This window comes from Clostridium grantii DSM 8605 (assembly GCF_900129965.1).
Lineage (GTDB): Bacteria > Bacillota > Clostridia > Clostridiales > Clostridiaceae > Clostridium_AF > Clostridium_AF grantii.
This window is the reverse complement of record NZ_FQXM01000031.1, coordinates 25,346-42,096: the sequence shown is the minus strand read 5'-3', so window position 1 is coordinate 42,096 and position 16,751 is coordinate 25,346. Positions and strand designations below refer to the sequence as shown.

The following is a 16,751-nucleotide window of genomic DNA, read 5'->3' as shown; positions in this document are numbered from 1 at the left end:
TCCTTAGCTACTGATTTAGCCCATTCTTCAAACATTTTAAATCCATGTGAAGTATTTTCAAAGGGTTGTACTTTACTAAATTCTATACCCCTGTAATCAAATGCTCTCGCATATTGAATTTCCTTTGCGATATCAATTCCTATAACTAAAGTTTTTTCTGTAATTGACAAAATCTTTTCATTTTGTGTATAATTCATATTGAGTACCTCCACTGATAATTTTTAATTAGGGATAAACGTTCGAACGTCTTATACCCCGTATTTTATCAGCAGGTGCTCTTTTTTTCAAATTTCATTTTACTTCATAACAGGAATGCTCCTTATTTAAATAATTAAAAATATCAAGACTTTTCGGCCTTCGTGAAAAACTTTGGCATATTAATAAATTCAAAATAGAATTTATTTCTTCTTTAACTTCGTAAGATAATTTAATTCTATGGATATTTTCCATAGGCATGTTATTGAAGAACCTCAAATAATTAAAAGCAGCCTTACTTAATGGTATAGCACTGATATCTTTACAATTGTTACATATACCACCATAAAATTGAGTTGAAAAACTATTACTACTTTCGATTTTAGTATTACAAATGGCGCATCTATTAAAATTAATTTCAAAACCTGTATATTTTAGTAACTTAACCTCAAAAGTCCTTGCAATAGTTTCTACATCTAGAGCATCACTTTTCAACAAATAAAAAGTTTTGATAAACTCTTCAAAAAGTATTCTATTACTTTCCTGTTCTTGTAAAGCAATTATTATTAATTCACAAAAATAAGATCCATAAGTAATTGAGTCAAAATTGTTTAGAAATGACTGAAAAGAATCAATTAGCTCTATTTCATTTACTGTATAAAAGCTTTTGCCTTTAAATAATACATATTCCCCATAGCAGAATTGCTGTGTAAAAGAAGCAAATTTACTTCTTTTAGTTTTTGCTCCTCTGACTATACATGATATTTTGCCTAACTTTTCAGAAAATAACCATATTATTTTATCATTTTCTTTAAAATCTTGAACTTTAAGCACTACGGCCCTAGTCTTAAATATGGACAACTTTCATCCTCCTAAAATATTATACCCTACTTCTTATATCCTAATTCCTTTAATACAAAAGAACTGTCTCTCCAGTCTTTCTTGATTTTAACCCAAAGCTTTAAATCAACTTTTGCATCTAATAATTTTTCAATATCTTGTCTAGAATAAGTGCCTATTTTCTTCAGCATAGAGCCACCTTTTCCTATTATTATTCCTTTATGAGAATCTTTCTCACATAAAATTGTAGCATCTATTTTATAGTTTTTATTTTTACCTTGTTTCATAGATATAATTTCAACTGCTGTTCCATGAGGAACTTCTTGAGATAACATTCTAAGTATTTTTTCCCTAATAATTTCTGATACAACAAATCTTTCTTGTTGATCAGTAATCATATCTTCTGGATAGTACTGTGGACCCTCTGGCATATGACTAACCATTAAATCTATCAATTTATCCACATTATTACCTTTCAAAGCTGAAATAGGTATTATTTCATCAAATTCCATAAGTTCAGAATACATTTTAAGGGTTTTAGCTGTTAATTCTTTTGGATTCTCATCCACTTTATTTATTACCAAAAAAACAGTTTTATTAGATTGTTTTAATCCTTCTATAATCATTTCATCGCCTTTTGCAATTTCTTGCTGAGGGTTTGTTATAAACACTACTAAATCAACATCTTTAACAGATTCTTCCGCTATTTTCACCATAAATTCACCAAGTTTATGCCTTGGTTTATGAATCCCCGGAGTGTCCACAAAAATCAATTGATAATTTTCTTTTGTTAATATAGTTTGAATATTATTTCTAGTTGTTTGAGGTCTACAAGAAACTATCGATAGTTTCTCACCCATTATTTTATTTGTTAAAGTAGATTTACCTACATTTGGTCTTCCTATTATTGTTACAAAACCCGATTTAAACATTTGTTCCTCCTATTTTGTCAAATCCATCTTAGTAAAAGCATAAGGTAGTATTTCACTTAATTTAATAATTTTATAATTGTCTAAACTTGTAAAAATTATAACATCTACATCTTCATTCCCAAATTCTCTTATTACTTGTCTGCAAATACCACAAGGATAAGTTATTTCTTTTTCATCACCAATTATAGCTATAGCAGTTATCTCATTTGTTCCTTCAGATACGGCTTTAAATATAGCTGTTCTTTCTGCACAATTCGTAGCCCCGTAAGAAGCATTTTCTATATTACAACCTCCATATACTTCTCCATCTATAGTCAAAATTGCAGCCCCAACTTTAAAATTAGAATATGGAACATAAGCTTTTTCTCTATATTTTATTGCTTCTTCCATTAGTTTTTCATACTCTTTAGATAGTTTATTCATAAATTCATCCTCCAAGCCTAAATTTATATACATATTTGTATATCGATTATACCACTAATATGTTAATAATCAAAACTTTTTACCAAAACAATTCAAAAATTAGCAATGTTAATAACGAACCAAATATAGCACCCACAATTACTTCAAATGCAGAATGCACTTCTGAATCTACTCTGCTTTGAGCAATTATTAAAGCTAGAATATACGCTAGCCCTATAGAAATAGGTTCTTCAGTTATTAAAGCAATAGTGGTTGCAATGGAAAACCCTATAGTGCTATGTCCACTAGGCATTCCGCCTTTCAATGGGGTACCTTCACCAAAAACAGCTTTTACTATAATAGTAACAATAACTACTATAACCAAAATCAAAAAAACCATATCTGGATTTGAGTTTTTAATTTTCTTCATCATTTCAAAAGTAAATGGCTTAAGCTTATCTCCAAAAACCATATATCCTACAAATACTGAGTTAATTGCTGAAATCAAAACTGCTCCTGCTGCTACATTTTTAGCAATCTTAGCTAAAGGATGATAATAATTTGTAGTTGCGTCTATTGTAGATTCTATAGCTGTATTTAACATTTCACAAATCAAAACCATGGTAATTGCATAAGTTACGGCTATTAGCTCAATTTTTGTTAAATCATAAAAAAAACAACCAATTAGTACTACTATTGCTGCCACCATATGTATTTTCATATTTCTTTGAGTTCTAACTGAGTAAATTATACCTTCAATTGCATAATTAAAACTATCTAAAAGCTTTTTTACTTTTCTGATAACAATCCCCGCCTTTTCAGTTAACTTTTTATCCTCTTTTGGTCATTATAATGACATGCAGCAAGCTGCATGTCATTACCTAACAATATTAAATTCATTCAAAATTTCTTCTTCTCTTTTTCTCATAATAACTTTATCAACTTCCACCATATGATCATAACCCAAAAGATGTAAAAGAGAATGTATACACAAATAACACACCTCTCTTTCAAAACTATGAGAAAATTCCTCACTCTGAGAAAATGCTTTTTCCAACGAAAGAACAATTTCCCCTAAAACCAATCTTCCTTCGTTAAAATCCTCTGGATAAAAAGAATTTTCATCATACACTTCTTTGAAAACTTTTCCATCCGGATAATTTATCATAGGAAATGAAAGAACATCGGTTTCTTTATCAATATTTCTAGTTTCATAATTAATACTTTTAATTTCTTTATTATCAACATAAAGCAAACTAGTTTCAGTTTCTAACTGAACTCTTTCTTTTTCTAAAGCAAATTGAATAACTTTTTCCACAGTATGATTTAGTTTTTCATCAACTTGAATAAAACTTTGAAGATCTTCAAATTCAATCAAATTTATTCTCCTTCTTTTTTCTTCCTAATATTTTTTTCTGTTGGGTACTCAATTCTTTGATGGTATATTCCTGATAAAACTTTAAGAAATGCCATTCTTATTTCATTTAAATCTTTTAGTGTTAAATCACAATTATCCAATTGGCCATCATTTAATTTGCCCTTAATGATTTTATTAACCATTTCCTCTATTTTACCTTTAGTTGGATCATTTATAGACCTTACAGCTGCCTCAACGCTATCTGCTAACATTATTATGGCAACTTCCTTACTGGTAGGTATAGGACCTGCATATTTGAAATCTTCCACTCTAATTTCTTCTGGATTCTCAGCGTTATTTTTGGCTGTTACATAAAAATAACTTACTAAGGATGTTCCATGATGTTGTTCAATAGCATCCATCAAAACAGCTGGTAACTTAGCCTCTTTTGCTAATTCAATACCATCTTTAACATGAGAGGTTACAATTAATGTACTCAAATTATAATTAATCTTATCATGAGGATTTTCATTTCCCACTTGGTTTTCTTTAAAAAACATAGGTCTTTTAAGTTTACCAATATCATGATAATAAGCAGAAACCCTTGCTAAAACCGGATTTCCTCCCACCTTTTCAGCTGCAAGCTCAGCTAAGTTTCCAACAAGTATGCTATGATGATAAGTTCCAGGTGCTTCAAGCAAAAGTTTTTTTTGTAATGGATGATTAGGATTGGATAACTCTAACAACTTTATATTAGTTACTATATCAAAAGTAGTTTCAAAAAACGGAAGAAAACCAATAGTTAATACAGAGGCTATAACACTTCCAGTGAAAGCAAATAAAGCTTTAATTAATAATTCAACAATATTATTTGTCATAAGAAATCCAACTGCTAATGTTAACACAACACTTATTGCTCCTATGTATAATGATGCATATAAAATATCATTTCTTTGTTGTAACTTTCTTATTATAAGGGTACTTAACATACAACTGATTATTGCAATTAACGTTATTTCAATATTAAATTGAGTTATTGCACTTATCAAAATACAATTTGTTAAATTAACCATCATTGAAACTCTATCATTTATCAATAAAGTCATTAGCATAGGTATACATGATAAAGGAATTAAATATGGTGAAATAATCAAAATACTTCTTGCTAGTAACAATGAAATTATCACCAATATACAAACAAGTATCAGTTTACTTCCATCTCTAAATATTTTAGGATAATATTTGTATAGAAAATACCATTGCGTTCCTAAAACTAATAGAACTAAAGAAGCTATAGCCAAATATAAATATTGGTTGAAATTAGAGTTCAATAACCCCAAATCTTCTAAAACTATTAAATCTCTTTCTGTAACAGGTTCTCCTTCTTTAATGATAATTTGATCTTTTTTAATCATCACAGGTTGAACTTTTTTAACTGCTTCCAGTTTTGTTTCTTGAGTTTTTTCGTCATCATAAAAGAAATTAGGTTTTATTTTTGTATAACCTATTGTTATTCCCAAAGCTCTTAAATTTCCTGAAATATTTAAAGCCTTAAACTCTACATCAATATCATCTTGTGCCTTTTTTATATCTTCTTGATAGGCATTATCCTTATTGCTCCCTGTTATGTTACTTTCTCTTATGTCATAATTTAAAACCTGATCTAATATTTGAATTAATGAATCGTGTAATGTATCAAGTTCGGTTTTACTTAATTTAAGAATAGCAAAAAAATCCTCATCTGTTATTTTTACATATTCTTGTTCTTTTAATTTTTTTAATTTTTCTTCATCTGTTATATCTAATGTTTGTATTTTTTCTACTTCAATAAAAAAACTATCTATTTCCTCAAAAGAATTATTTTTTATCTCTAAATCCTTATTATATTGTAAAGGTATTGAACTTTCTTCCAAGTCTTCTTTTTCTGTGGTTTTTAAAGTATCTTTTACCTCTCTAGGTGCTTTTATATCTATACTTGCAATATCTCCAACTTCTAAATTAAATTTCTTTGTTACAAGTGCTGAAACCAAAATAAAAAACATGCATATAAAACTCAAAGTAAAAATAATTATTCTCTTGGGTATTTTCTCATTAAATATATTTTTCAAGTTTTCACATCCTTTGTTATTCAATCACTTTTAATTTTCACTAACTTCCGAATAAATTAGTTTCTCTGGTAAAGCGATATCTTCTTCACAAACAAGCGTTACACTTATTTCTATATTATCTCCAATCTCTTTTTCATTAACTAATTTATTTTTTACAATAACAGACTTATCCATATTAATAATCAACTCATTACTTATATCCTCAATTATATCATTTATCAAGGTTTCTGTATTATTTGTTTCTTTTTTTTCTTTTACTTCATAATAGACAACTTTTGTATATATAAACTTATTACTCACTATTTTATCATAGTTTTCAAATTTATTCTCAGATTTTTTTGTAAAAATTTTTTTATCACCAAAATTTAAATAAATTTCTTCTACACTTTCCCCTGTTCTTTCTTTAACAACCTTGTTTTTAGGTATTAACTTCTTACTTTCATAAAAGGTTTCCGCTATAACGCTTCCTTCTGCTTTTACTTCATATGTACTACCCTCTTTTCCTTGTTCACCTTTAACAAGAATATCTCCTTTTTTTACAACATCATCTTTCGCAACTACAGAAGTTCCCCCATTTGTAAACACTCTTTGCACAACGCCATCCTTACTAGCTACCAAATTACATGGTTCATTATCAACTTCAATAACGGGCGGAGCTTGTCTTTCAGCAACTGAAACTATTAATTGGGATCCATCTATTCTAACACGCGCCCACATTATTTCTGCACTATTCTGCACTAACTTTTCTTCTAAATAAACACTATCTATTTTGGATTTACGCATCCCTGGTTTAATTCCAAGATTAATTAATTCTCTTCTTATCTCAAAGGGACTCACATATCTTTCAGTATTAATTTTTATATTCCATACATAAGTTGACAATCCATAAATCAATACTAAAAATATTACAAAACCTACAGCAATAGTATTCCTTCTATCCATTTTTAGAATAAAAAAGGATAAACCTTTTCTATCAACTATCTTTAATTTAGCATCAGTTTTTTTAGCCAGTTCCCAGATTTCTCTGTAATGTTTTAAATTTACGTCTGCATATATAGTTCTTAAATTTATTCTTTTAATATTTTTTATAGGAATATTATTCTTCCATAGTAAATTTATAAATTTTTCTGGACTTTTTGATACAATTTCCATAGTCATAATTCCATTTTTATAGTTTTGAAAATTAAATCTCCTCATAATATATTCTCCTCATAAATTACTTTAGAAACTTTTCCTTTTAAAGTTAAAGTTTTACCTTCCATAAATAAAATTTCCAGTTTTTTTCCTTTAACTGTAATAAGTCCAATACTAGAATTTACTTTTATTTCACTTTCATCAAAGATTACCACCCCTTTATGATTTTCAATAGTTATTTCCCTGTCCCCTATTACTGAAATTTTAGGTAAATTCATCAATATATCTTTAGGCAATTCTAATCTTTCCGCAAAAATTTCTTTTTTCTTTTCAAATTTATTTTGCAAAATCTCAGCCCCCGAAAATTTCTTTAGTATTAATTTATGATTTGATTTTCTAATAAATAACTTTAAAAATTATTATTTTATTCTATATTCTTTAAAAAAACAAAAAAGGTCCAGTTTTCACTGGACCTAAATTATATTTGAGTTATTAGTTAAATGTTGTCTTACTATTGTGCTAATAAGTTTTCCGTCTGCCCTTCCCTTTGTTCTAGGAGAAACAAACGTCATAACTTTACCCATATCTTTGATAGACTGTGCCCCTGTTTCTTTAACTGCTTCAGAAACAATTTTAAATATTTCTTCTTCGGTCAACTGCTCTGGAAGGTACTCTGATAAAATTTCAATTTCTTGCATTGCCTGTTGGACTAAATCTTCTCTATTACCACTTTTAAAAGCATCTAAAGCCTCTTTACGATTTTTTATTTCTTTTGAAATGACAGAGTAAATATCTTCATCCTCTAAAACTCTTCTTTCATTTTTTTCAACTAAAAGAATAGCTGACTTTGCCATACTAATCGTACTTGCTTTAAGTTTGTCCTTGGACTTCATTGCAGCTTTCCAATCAATATTTATTTTATCCTTTAAAGACATAAATTGAGTAACCTTCTTTCACTTAATTCCAAATTATTTAACTTTTGTTGTTTTTCTTCTTCTTGCAGCTTCAGATTTCTTTTTTCTTTTTACACTTGGCTTTTCGTAATGCTCTCTTTTTCTGATTTCAGATAAAACGCCTGATTTTGCACATGATCTCTTAAATCTTTTTAAAGCATTCTCTAGAGATTCATTTTCTCTTACTTTAATTTCTGACATCTTTATCCCTCCCTCCATAGCAGTATTTTGGCAGTTGTTGAGGGCAAAATAGCACATTCGTAATTATACAACATAGATTAATATACTGTCAATATCTTTTCTATTATTTCTTTAGCCTGGTGGCCAATTTAATTGTCTTCCACCCAACAAATGGAAATGAACATGTTTAACAGTTTGCCCAGCATCTTCTCCACAATTATTAATTATTCTATAGCCACTGTCTTCTATATTATATTCTTTAGCTAACTTCTGTGAAACTAAGAATATATGACCTATTAGGTCTTTGTCTTCATCTGAAAGTTCATTAATACTAGCTATATGTTTCTTTGGAATAATCAATACATGTACAGGCGCTTCTGGGCTTATATCTTCAAATGCAAAAACTTTATCATCTTCATATACTTTTTTAGAAGGTATTTCTCCTGAAACTATTTTACAAAATATACAATCCTTCATGTAATCACCTCCCTTTAATCATATCCTAGCTAACTTATTTTAAACTTCCCTTTTGTTATTAAATTTCACCAAAAGCAAACTCGTTACCAACCTTTGTAATCTCAGTACTGATTATTTCGCCTCTATTGGCCTCATTTTCCTGCAAAACTACTTTTATGTAGTTTGTAGTATACCCTTCTGTAACTTGCTTTAATTCATCGTTATTTTGTTCATATAACACATCGAGTTTTTTTCCAACAAATGAACTTATAAACTCTTTTTCGTTCTTTTCGTTTAAAGCAATTAGTTTTTTACTTCTTTCTTCTTTTATTTTACCATTAATTTGGCCTTCCATGCTAGAGGCTTTTGTACCTTTTCTTTCACTATATTTAAAAATATGTGTTTTAGCAAGTTTTAAATCTTGTAAAAATTTAAATGTTTCAAGAAACTCTTCCTCTGTTTCTCCCGGGAAACCAACTATAATATCAGTTGTTATGGATAAATCAGGCATTTTGTCTCTCAATTTATTAACTATATCCTTATATTGTTTAGAAGTATAGTTTCTATTCATTCTTTTTAGTGTTTCATCACATCCGCTTTGAAGTGACAAATGGTAATGAGGACACATCTTTTCTATTTTAGAAATTCTCTCTATTATTTCGTCTGTAAAAAATCTAGGACCAATAGACCCTATTCTAATTCTTTCAATTCCTTCAATTTCACTTGCTTTCTCCAATATGGTAATCAAATCCCACTCACCTTCAAGATCCTTTCCATAAGAAGAAATACTTATACCAGTGAATATAACTTCTTTAAACCCATGGCTAGCCAAAACTTTGATTTCCTCTAAAATCATTTCTGGAGATTTGCTACACACTGCTCCTCTAGAGTAAGGTATTAAGCAATAAGAACAAAAGCTATTACATCCATCCTGAATTTTAAGGAAAGCTCTAGTTTTTCCTGTAAATTCCTCTATTTTCAAATCTTCAAATTCCGTATTTTTCATAACATCACTAACGGCCACCATTTGCTTTTGTTCTTCTTTAGCTCTATTAATCCAATATAAAATATCCCCTTTATTTCTTGTTCCTAATACAACATCAACACTAGTAACTTCTGCAACTTTATCGGGTGCTATTTGAGAGTAACATCCAACTGCTGCAATTATAGCATTTTCATTGTTTTTTCTAGCTTTAGATATAATCTTCCTAGATTTTTTATCACTCATATTGGTTACTGTACATGTATTAACCACATATACATCCGCATATTCTTCAAAAGGTACAACCTCATATCCATCTTTTTTAAAAATTTCCGTCATAGCCTCTGTTTCATAAACATTGACTCTACAACCTAAAGTAGCAAAAGCAACTTTCATTAAACATTTCCTCCTATATCTCCAAGTTCATACATGATAAGAGACATAGCAACCATACCAGCCGTTTCAGTTCTTAAAATTCTAGGACCTAGCGTAACAATTTCACAATTTAAATCCTTTAAAATCTCAATCTCTTCTTCCTCAAATCCACCCTCTGGACCTATCAAAATGGCTATTTTCTTTATATCTCTACCCTTGCATTTATCAATTACAACTTTTTTTATTCCGTAGTTTTCAGCATTTTCATAAGGTACTAACACTAAATCCATACCCTTCAAATCCTTTAAAACACTCTCAAAATATGTTATTTCTCTTATTGTAGGAATAACACTTCTCTTGCTTTGTTTGCAAGCTTCTAAGGCTATTTTATTCCATCTATCCAACTTTTTACATTCACCTTCAATATTTTTTATTGAAGATAAAACTCTTTTAGTAACAACCGGAATAACTTCTTTTACACCAAGTTCAGTAGTTTTTTGAATTATCAATTCCATTTTAGCTGCTTTAGGCAATCCTTGAAAAAGATATACCTCCAAAGCACTTTCTCTACTATCCAAAATTTCCTCTTCTATATCCACTAAAATCCTTTGCTTATTGATATCTTTAATTATGGCCAAAAATTCTTTACCTTTGCAATCATTTATAACAACTTTATCATCCTCTTTTAATCTAAGAACTTTAAAAATATGTTTAACATCATCTCCTGTGATTTCTGCACAGTCATCATAAAAACAGCTTTTATCTACAAAAAATTTATGCATAAAATTTCCCCTTTATTTTGCTTTTGCAACAACACAACACCACTCACCATCAAGCCTCACTTCTTCTATAATAAAGCCCAAATTAATTAAATGGTTTGATACAAGTTCTAATTTATTCTCAATTATTCCTGAAGATATAAAATACCCTTGGGGTTTCAAGAATTTTTTTACATCCTCAGAAAGTAAAATAATTATATCTGCTAAAATATTAGCAATTATAATATCAGCTTTACCTTTAACTACATCCATTAAATTACCTTCTAAAATCTCAATATTATCAACATTATTTATCTTCACATTTTCTAACGCCACTTTCACCGCTACAGGGTCTAAATCTACCCCTATTACCTTCTCGGCTTTAAGTTTTGCAGCTGCTATAGCAAGTATGCCTGATCCTGTTCCTATATCAAATACTTGATGATTTTCACCAACATATTTTTCTAAAGCTTTTATACACAATGATGTAGTTTCATGAGTTCCTGTACCAAAAGCCATACCCGGATCTAATTCAACTAAAATTTCATCATCTTTTTCTTCATATTTTTCCCAGCTTGGCTTAACAACAATTTTCTCCCCAATTTTAGTTGTTTTATAATATTTTTTCCAATTATTTTCCCACTGAGATTCATCCACTTTATATGTAGTAACTTTAGTTTCTTTTATATCTATATCAAATTTCCACAAATTATCTATATTTTCTTTTATATAACTCAACTTTTCTTCAAATTTATTATCTTCTTTATAATAAGCTCTAATAATAGCCCCACTATCTAACGGACTTAATTTTTCCGGAAAATATTCATTATAATTTGCATTTTTCTTTACAAATTCAATATCATCCACATCTAAAATAGAAACTCCATCAACTTCAGTATTATATAAAATTGCTGTAATAGCTTCAATTGCTTCTTCGTTAGTAACTATTTCAACTTCTATCCATTCTTTATTCATATATTTTTTCTCCTAATTTTCTAATATCTCTAGAACACAAATTTAATTATAAGAGATAAGTAAATTTTAATCAACAAAAAACTTGTTTCTAAATAGAAACAAGTTTTTTATATTATTTGAATGTCTTTTTTACTTTTTCCATAAAAGATTCTTTATGATCATCGTCTATTTTCTCACCACTAGCTTCCATATAATTAAACAAAGCTTGTTTTTGTTTGTCATTTAAATTTTTAGGTATATCCACTATAACCTTAACGTATTGGTCTCCACGACCTCTTCCATTAACCCTTTGGACACCCTTTCCTTTAAGTCTAAAAATAGTCCCTGATTGAGTTCCTTCTGGTATTTTATATTTTACATCTCCATCAATGGTAACAACTTTTAATTCAGTCCCCAACACTGACTTACCGAAACTTATGTGTTCCTCTATATGAAGGTCAAATCCTTTTCTCTTGAATTTTTCATGTTCTGCAACCCTAATGTTAATATATAAATCACCATTTGGACCCCCATTAGCACCTGGTTCTCCTTGGTTTCTCAAAGGCAACACATTTCCTGTATCAACTCCTGCCGGTATGTTAATACTTATTTTTTTATTCTTTCTCACTGTTCCCTTGCCATGACAAGTAGTACATTTTTCTTCAATAATTTTACCTTCTCCACCACATTTATCACAAGTTGCAGTACTAACAAAATTTCCAAGAGGAGTACTTCTTTGATATTTTATTTGACCAGTACCACCACATTTGTCACAAGTTTTAGGAGAAGTTCCTTTTTTAGCTCCACTTCCATCGCAAGTTTCACAAGTTTCATTTTTAGCGATATTAACTTCTTTTTCCACGCCAAAAACAGCTTCATTAAAAGTAAGATTTACTGTATATTCAAGGTCGGCTCCTCTTTGAGGTGCATTTCTTCTGCTTCTTGAAGAACCTCCAAAACCACCTCCAAAAAACGAATCAAATATATCTTCAAATCCACCCATGCCAGAAAATCCACCGCCGCCAAAACCACCGCCGTTAGGATCTGTTGTTCCATATCTATCAAATTGCTCTTTCTTTTCTTCATCTGATAAAATCTGGTAAGCCTCATTAATATCCTTAAACTTTTCTTCAGCTTCTTTATTCCCTGTGTTTTTATCAGGATGGTATTTCATAGCTAATTTTCTATATGCTTTCTTTATATCATCAGCACTAGCATCACGTGAAACGCCAAGTACTTCATAGTAATCTTTATTGGCCATCCTTACTGATTCACCACCTATATTTATCTTTACTTAAAATTAAGGGAGGGGTAAGAGCCCATCCCTTAAAGAGTATATCATTATTGTTATATTTATTCAACTTAACAATTGTGATTAATTTTTAAATCTATTACTTATCATCTTCAACTTTGAAGTCAGCATCTACTACATTGTCATCTTCTGGAGCAGCATTTCCACCCACATCGCCCATATCACCCATATCAGGTGCTGCTTGCTCATACATTTTTGAAGAAATAGCGTAGAATGCTTGAGTTAAATCTTCCATAGCTGCTTTTATTGCTTCTATGTCTTCTCCATCTTTAACATTTCTTAAAACTTCTAATTTTTCTTCAACTGGAGCTTTATCTTCTGCTGAAACTTTATCACCAAGATCTTTTAACGTTTTTTCAGTTTGATATAAAGTTGTATCCGCTTGATTTTTAACATCTATTTTTTCTTTTAATTTTTCATCTTCTTCAGCAAATTTTTCTGCTTCATTAACTGCTTTTTCAATTTCATCATCACTTAAGTTTGTAGATGCAGTTATTGTGATTTTAGCTTCTTTTCCTGTTCCTTTATCTTTTGCAGAAACATTCAAAATACCATTTGCATCTATATCAAAAGTAACTTCTATTTGAGGAATTCCTCTTGGTGCTGCTGGAATATCAGAAAGAACAAATCTTCCAAGAGTTTTATTCCCATTAGCCATTTTTCTTTCACCTTGAACAATGTTAATTTCAACAGATGTTTGGCTATCAGCTGCAGTAGAGAATATTTGGCTCTTTCTTGCTGGTATTGTTGTATTTCTTTCTATTAATGGAGTTGCAACTCCACCCAATGTTTCAATACCTAATGTTAAAGGAGTAACATCAAGTAATAAAATATCTTTAACTTCTCCTGTTAAGACTCCTGCTTGAACTGCTGCACCCATAGCAACACATTCATCTGGATTTACACCTTTAGAAGGATCTTTTCCAGTAAACTTCTTAACTGCATCTTGGATAGCTGGGATTCTAGTTGATCCACCTACAAGAACTACTTTTTCTATATCATTTATTGACAATCCAGAATCTTTTAAAGCTTTTTTCATTGGCTCGATAGTATCATCAACTAAACTATGAGTTAATTCATCGAATTTAGCTCTTGAAAGAGTCATATCAATATGCTTAGGACCTGTTGCATCTGCAGTAATAAACGGTAAGTTAATGCTTGTTGTTAAAGAAGTAGATAATTCTATTTTTGCTTTTTCAGCAGCTTCAATTATTCTTTGAAGAGCCATTTTATCTGCTCTCAAATCTATTCCTGTATCAGATTTGAATGTATCAGCAATGTAATTCATTACCTTGTTATCAAAGTCATCTCCACCTAAACGAGTATTACCGTTAGTAGCTTTTACTTCAAAAACTCCGTCTCCTAATTCTAATATAGATACGTCAAAAGTACCGCCACCTAAATCATAAACTAAGATTTTATGTGCATCATCAGTTTTATCTAAACCATATGCTAATGAAGCTGCCGTTGGCTCATTGATTATTCTCATTACATTTAGCCCAGCAATTTTACCAGCATTTTTTGTTGCTTGTCTTTCACTATCATTAAAGTAAGCTGGCACTGTAATAACCGCTTCTGTTACAGTTTCTCCAAGATAAGCTTCAGCATCAGCTTTTAATTTTTGTAATATCATTGCTGAGATTTCTTCTGGAGAATATTTCTTACCTTCAACTTCTACTCTATAATCTGTTCCCATATGTCTTTTGATTGAACTAATTGTTTTATCTGGATTTGTGATTGCTTGTCTTTTTGCAACTTGACCTACTAATCTTTCTCCGTTATCTTTAAATGCTACTACTGATGGAGTTGTTCTTGCTCCCTCAGCGTTAGCTATAACTGTTGGAGTACCACCTTCCATAACTGCTACACATGAGTTAGTTGTTCCTAAATCGATACCTATAATTTTTGCCATTTTTATTTACCTCCTAAATGTTATACCTCTATAATTTTTATTAATAAATTTTCATATTAATTTGCTACTTTTACCAAAGAGTGTCTTAAAACTTTTTCTCCTCTTTTAAAACCTTTTTGGAATACTTCTACAATTTCTTTTTCTCCAAAATTGCTATCTTCAACATGCATTATTGCTTCATGATATTCTGGATCGAATCCGCCTGTTGTTTCAACTTCTTCTACACCTAACTTATTTAACGCTTCTTGAAATTGTTTTATAGTGCTCTCAATACCTTTTTTTAAGTCTTCTGCTGAACCATCAGCAATAATTGCTCTTTGTAAATTATCAAATACCGGCAAGATATTTTTCAGCACATCTGTGCAAGCATCCGTATAAATTACTTTTTTTTCTTTTTCAGTTCTTTTTCTGAAATTTTCATATTCTGCATTCATTCTTAAAAATCTTTCTTTTATTGTTTCTAATTCATTTTCAAGTTTTTTCTTTGTAGTAAACAATTTGTTTTTCTCCAAATTCAATTCTTTTATTAATCCATCTTTTTCATCAAGAAGTTCTGTTTCTTCTCCACACTCTAAATTATGAACATCTTCCTGTGCTAATTCTTCAAACTCAGCATCTTCATTAATTTCTGCTTTTTCTGGTGATTCTTCTGACTGATAATCGTTCATATTTTCCTTATCGATACTTTCTTCACCATTAAATTTTTCTTCAAAACCCATGCAATTCACCTCTTACCTATCATCTTTATAAATATTTGAAATACTTTGGTTTAACAATTTGATAAACTCTCCTACCACAGGAATAACCTTAGAATATTCCATTCTAGTTGGACCAATTATACCTATGGTTCCTAAAGGTTTATTATCTATACTATAAATTGCAGATACAACACTACAATCTTTAGCGTATTCAGCTATATTTTCTCCACCAATTTTTATAATTATTTCTTTATCAAAATTTGTAGATAAATTATTAATTATTACTTTATCATTTGTCATATCTAAAAGTTCCGTTAGCATAGCTTTATTATCAATTAATGATAAAAATTGTTTTGCTTTTTCAACATCATTATATTCGGAATAATTAAAAATATTTTTTGTACCTTCAAAATAAATTTCACTATTGTCTTCCTTGGTTAAAGCATCATACAATGTAGATATTATAGCCTCTAAAATATCTTCATATCCTTGCAAATCTTCTTTTAATTGACCAATAACTCTGAGATTTATGTGGTCAATAGTTAAACCTCTTAATCTTTTATTTAAAACAAAAGATAATTTTTCTAATATTTCATCTTCTATTTTTCTTCCTACCCTAATCATATTATTAGTTATCAATCCATTTTCAGTAACAATAACTGCTAGTATGCTATTACCATCAATAGGTATTAACTTTATAGTTTTAATATAACTAGTTCGTACTGAAGGTGTTTTTAAAATGCATGTAAGGTTAGTGAGCTCAGATAATAACAAAGTTGCATTTTTCAAAACTTTATTCACTTCAAAAATTGCATGGTTAAGAAATTCTGATTTAATTTTTAATTCATCTTCCAAAGATAAATTTTGTAATTGCATAAGTTTATCTACATATAACCTATATCCTTTATCAGAGGGTTTTCTCCCTGAAGAAGTATGCAGTTGTTCAATATAACCAAGCTCCTCTAAATCAGACATTTCATTTCTTATGGTTGCAGAACTGATACCTAAATCATATTTTTTAGCAATAGTTCTTGATCCTACTGGTTCTCCAAAAGAAATGTAATCCTTGATTATAGCTTCTAAAATTTTAATTTTTCTTTCACTCATATCATTGCTCATTATTTCACCACCTTTATTAGCACTCACCTCCAACGAGTGCTAACGACTATGATTAAAATCTATCATGTAGCTTATTTATTGTCA

Annotated in this window: 18 protein-coding genes and 1 pseudogene; all 19 read right to left on the bottom strand. The window is 29.6% G+C overall.

Annotation, left to right across the window (positions count from 1 at the left end; translation table 11 throughout):
* Positions 1–197: pseudogene (locus tag BUB83_RS18405) on the bottom strand (IS110 family transposase); the annotation flags it as partial.
* A 94-nt stretch (positions 198–291) separates the two neighbouring features.
* Positions 292–1,056: a DNA repair protein RecO gene (gene recO / locus BUB83_RS18400; protein WP_073340589.1), complete on the bottom strand. Its 765-nt coding sequence runs from the start codon at positions 1,054–1,056 to the stop codon at positions 292–294.
* 26 nt (positions 1,057–1,082) lie between these two features.
* Positions 1,083–1,967 carry a GTPase Era gene (gene era, locus BUB83_RS18395; protein ID WP_073340588.1) on the bottom strand — a complete coding sequence of 295 codons (885 nt, stop codon included), beginning with the start codon at positions 1,965–1,967 and terminating at the stop codon, positions 1,083–1,085.
* A 9-nt stretch (positions 1,968–1,976) separates the two neighbouring features.
* The gene (locus BUB83_RS18390) at positions 1,977–2,390 is read right to left on the bottom strand and encodes a cytidine deaminase (RefSeq protein ID WP_073340587.1); all 414 of its coding nucleotides are present in this window, start codon (positions 2,388–2,390) and stop codon (positions 1,977–1,979) included.
* A gap of 79 nt (positions 2,391–2,469) precedes the next feature.
* On the bottom strand, positions 2,470–3,171 hold the full coding sequence (locus BUB83_RS18385) for a diacylglycerol kinase (RefSeq protein ID WP_073340586.1): 702 nt from the start codon (positions 3,169–3,171) through the stop codon (positions 2,470–2,472).
* A gap of 75 nt (positions 3,172–3,246) precedes the next feature.
* The gene (gene ybeY / locus BUB83_RS18380) at positions 3,247–3,747 is read right to left on the bottom strand and encodes an rRNA maturation RNase YbeY (protein WP_073340584.1); all 501 of its coding nucleotides are present in this window, start codon (positions 3,745–3,747) and stop codon (positions 3,247–3,249) included.
* 2 nt (positions 3,748–3,749) lie between these two features.
* Positions 3,750–5,768 carry an HD family phosphohydrolase gene (locus BUB83_RS18375; protein WP_084133675.1) on the bottom strand — a complete coding sequence of 673 codons (2,019 nt, stop codon included), beginning with the start codon at positions 5,766–5,768 and terminating at the stop codon, positions 3,750–3,752.
* 96 nt (positions 5,769–5,864) lie between these two features.
* Positions 5,865–7,031 (bottom strand): sporulation protein YqfD, encoded by a 1,167-nt coding sequence (yqfD, locus tag BUB83_RS18370; RefSeq protein ID WP_073340580.1) that lies wholly within the window; start codon positions 7,029–7,031, stop codon positions 5,865–5,867.
* The gene (gene yqfC, locus BUB83_RS18365; protein ID WP_073340578.1) at positions 7,028–7,315 is read right to left on the bottom strand and encodes a sporulation protein YqfC; all 288 of its coding nucleotides are present in this window, start codon (positions 7,313–7,315) and stop codon (positions 7,028–7,030) included. Before yqfC ends, yqfD begins: the two co-directional genes overlap by 4 nt.
* Positions 7,316–7,441: 126 nt before the next feature.
* Positions 7,442–7,903, bottom strand: coding sequence for a GatB/YqeY domain-containing protein (locus BUB83_RS18360; RefSeq protein WP_073340577.1), 462 nt, complete (start codon positions 7,901–7,903; stop codon positions 7,442–7,444).
* 33 nt (positions 7,904–7,936) lie between these two features.
* Positions 7,937–8,122 (bottom strand): 30S ribosomal protein S21, encoded by a 186-nt coding sequence (rpsU, locus tag BUB83_RS18355; protein WP_073340575.1) that lies wholly within the window; start codon positions 8,120–8,122, stop codon positions 7,937–7,939.
* 111 nt (positions 8,123–8,233) lie between these two features.
* Entirely contained in the window at positions 8,234–8,578 is a 345-nt protein-coding gene (locus tag BUB83_RS18350) for a histidine triad nucleotide-binding protein (RefSeq protein WP_073340573.1), read from the bottom strand.
* A 58-nt stretch (positions 8,579–8,636) separates the two neighbouring features.
* Complete coding sequence (gene mtaB, locus BUB83_RS18345; RefSeq protein WP_073340572.1) at positions 8,637–9,935, bottom strand: tRNA (N(6)-L-threonylcarbamoyladenosine(37)-C(2))-methylthiotransferase MtaB; 1,299 nt, start codon at positions 9,933–9,935, stop codon at positions 8,637–8,639.
* The gene (locus BUB83_RS18340; RefSeq protein ID WP_073340571.1) at positions 9,935–10,696 is read right to left on the bottom strand and encodes a 16S rRNA (uracil(1498)-N(3))-methyltransferase; all 762 of its coding nucleotides are present in this window, start codon (positions 10,694–10,696) and stop codon (positions 9,935–9,937) included. Before BUB83_RS18340 ends, mtaB begins: the two co-directional genes overlap by 1 nt.
* A gap of 12 nt (positions 10,697–10,708) precedes the next feature.
* Positions 10,709–11,647 (bottom strand): 50S ribosomal protein L11 methyltransferase, encoded by a 939-nt coding sequence (prmA, locus tag BUB83_RS18335; protein ID WP_073340570.1) that lies wholly within the window; start codon positions 11,645–11,647, stop codon positions 10,709–10,711.
* A gap of 112 nt (positions 11,648–11,759) precedes the next feature.
* Positions 11,760–12,887, bottom strand: coding sequence for a molecular chaperone DnaJ (dnaJ, locus tag BUB83_RS18330; RefSeq protein ID WP_073340568.1), 1,128 nt, complete (start codon positions 12,885–12,887; stop codon positions 11,760–11,762).
* 130 nt (positions 12,888–13,017) lie between these two features.
* Complete coding sequence (gene dnaK / locus BUB83_RS18325) at positions 13,018–14,850, bottom strand: molecular chaperone DnaK (RefSeq protein WP_073340566.1); 1,833 nt, start codon at positions 14,848–14,850, stop codon at positions 13,018–13,020.
* Positions 14,851–14,906: 56 nt separating this feature from the next.
* Positions 14,907–15,569 carry a nucleotide exchange factor GrpE gene (gene grpE, locus BUB83_RS18320; RefSeq protein WP_073340564.1) on the bottom strand — a complete coding sequence of 221 codons (663 nt, stop codon included), beginning with the start codon at positions 15,567–15,569 and terminating at the stop codon, positions 14,907–14,909.
* A 12-nt stretch (positions 15,570–15,581) separates the two neighbouring features.
* A complete protein-coding gene (gene hrcA / locus BUB83_RS18315) occupies positions 15,582–16,667 on the bottom strand; it encodes a heat-inducible transcriptional repressor HrcA (RefSeq protein ID WP_073340562.1) in 1,086 nt (361 codons plus the stop codon).
* Positions 16,668–16,751: the final 84 nt, after the last annotated feature.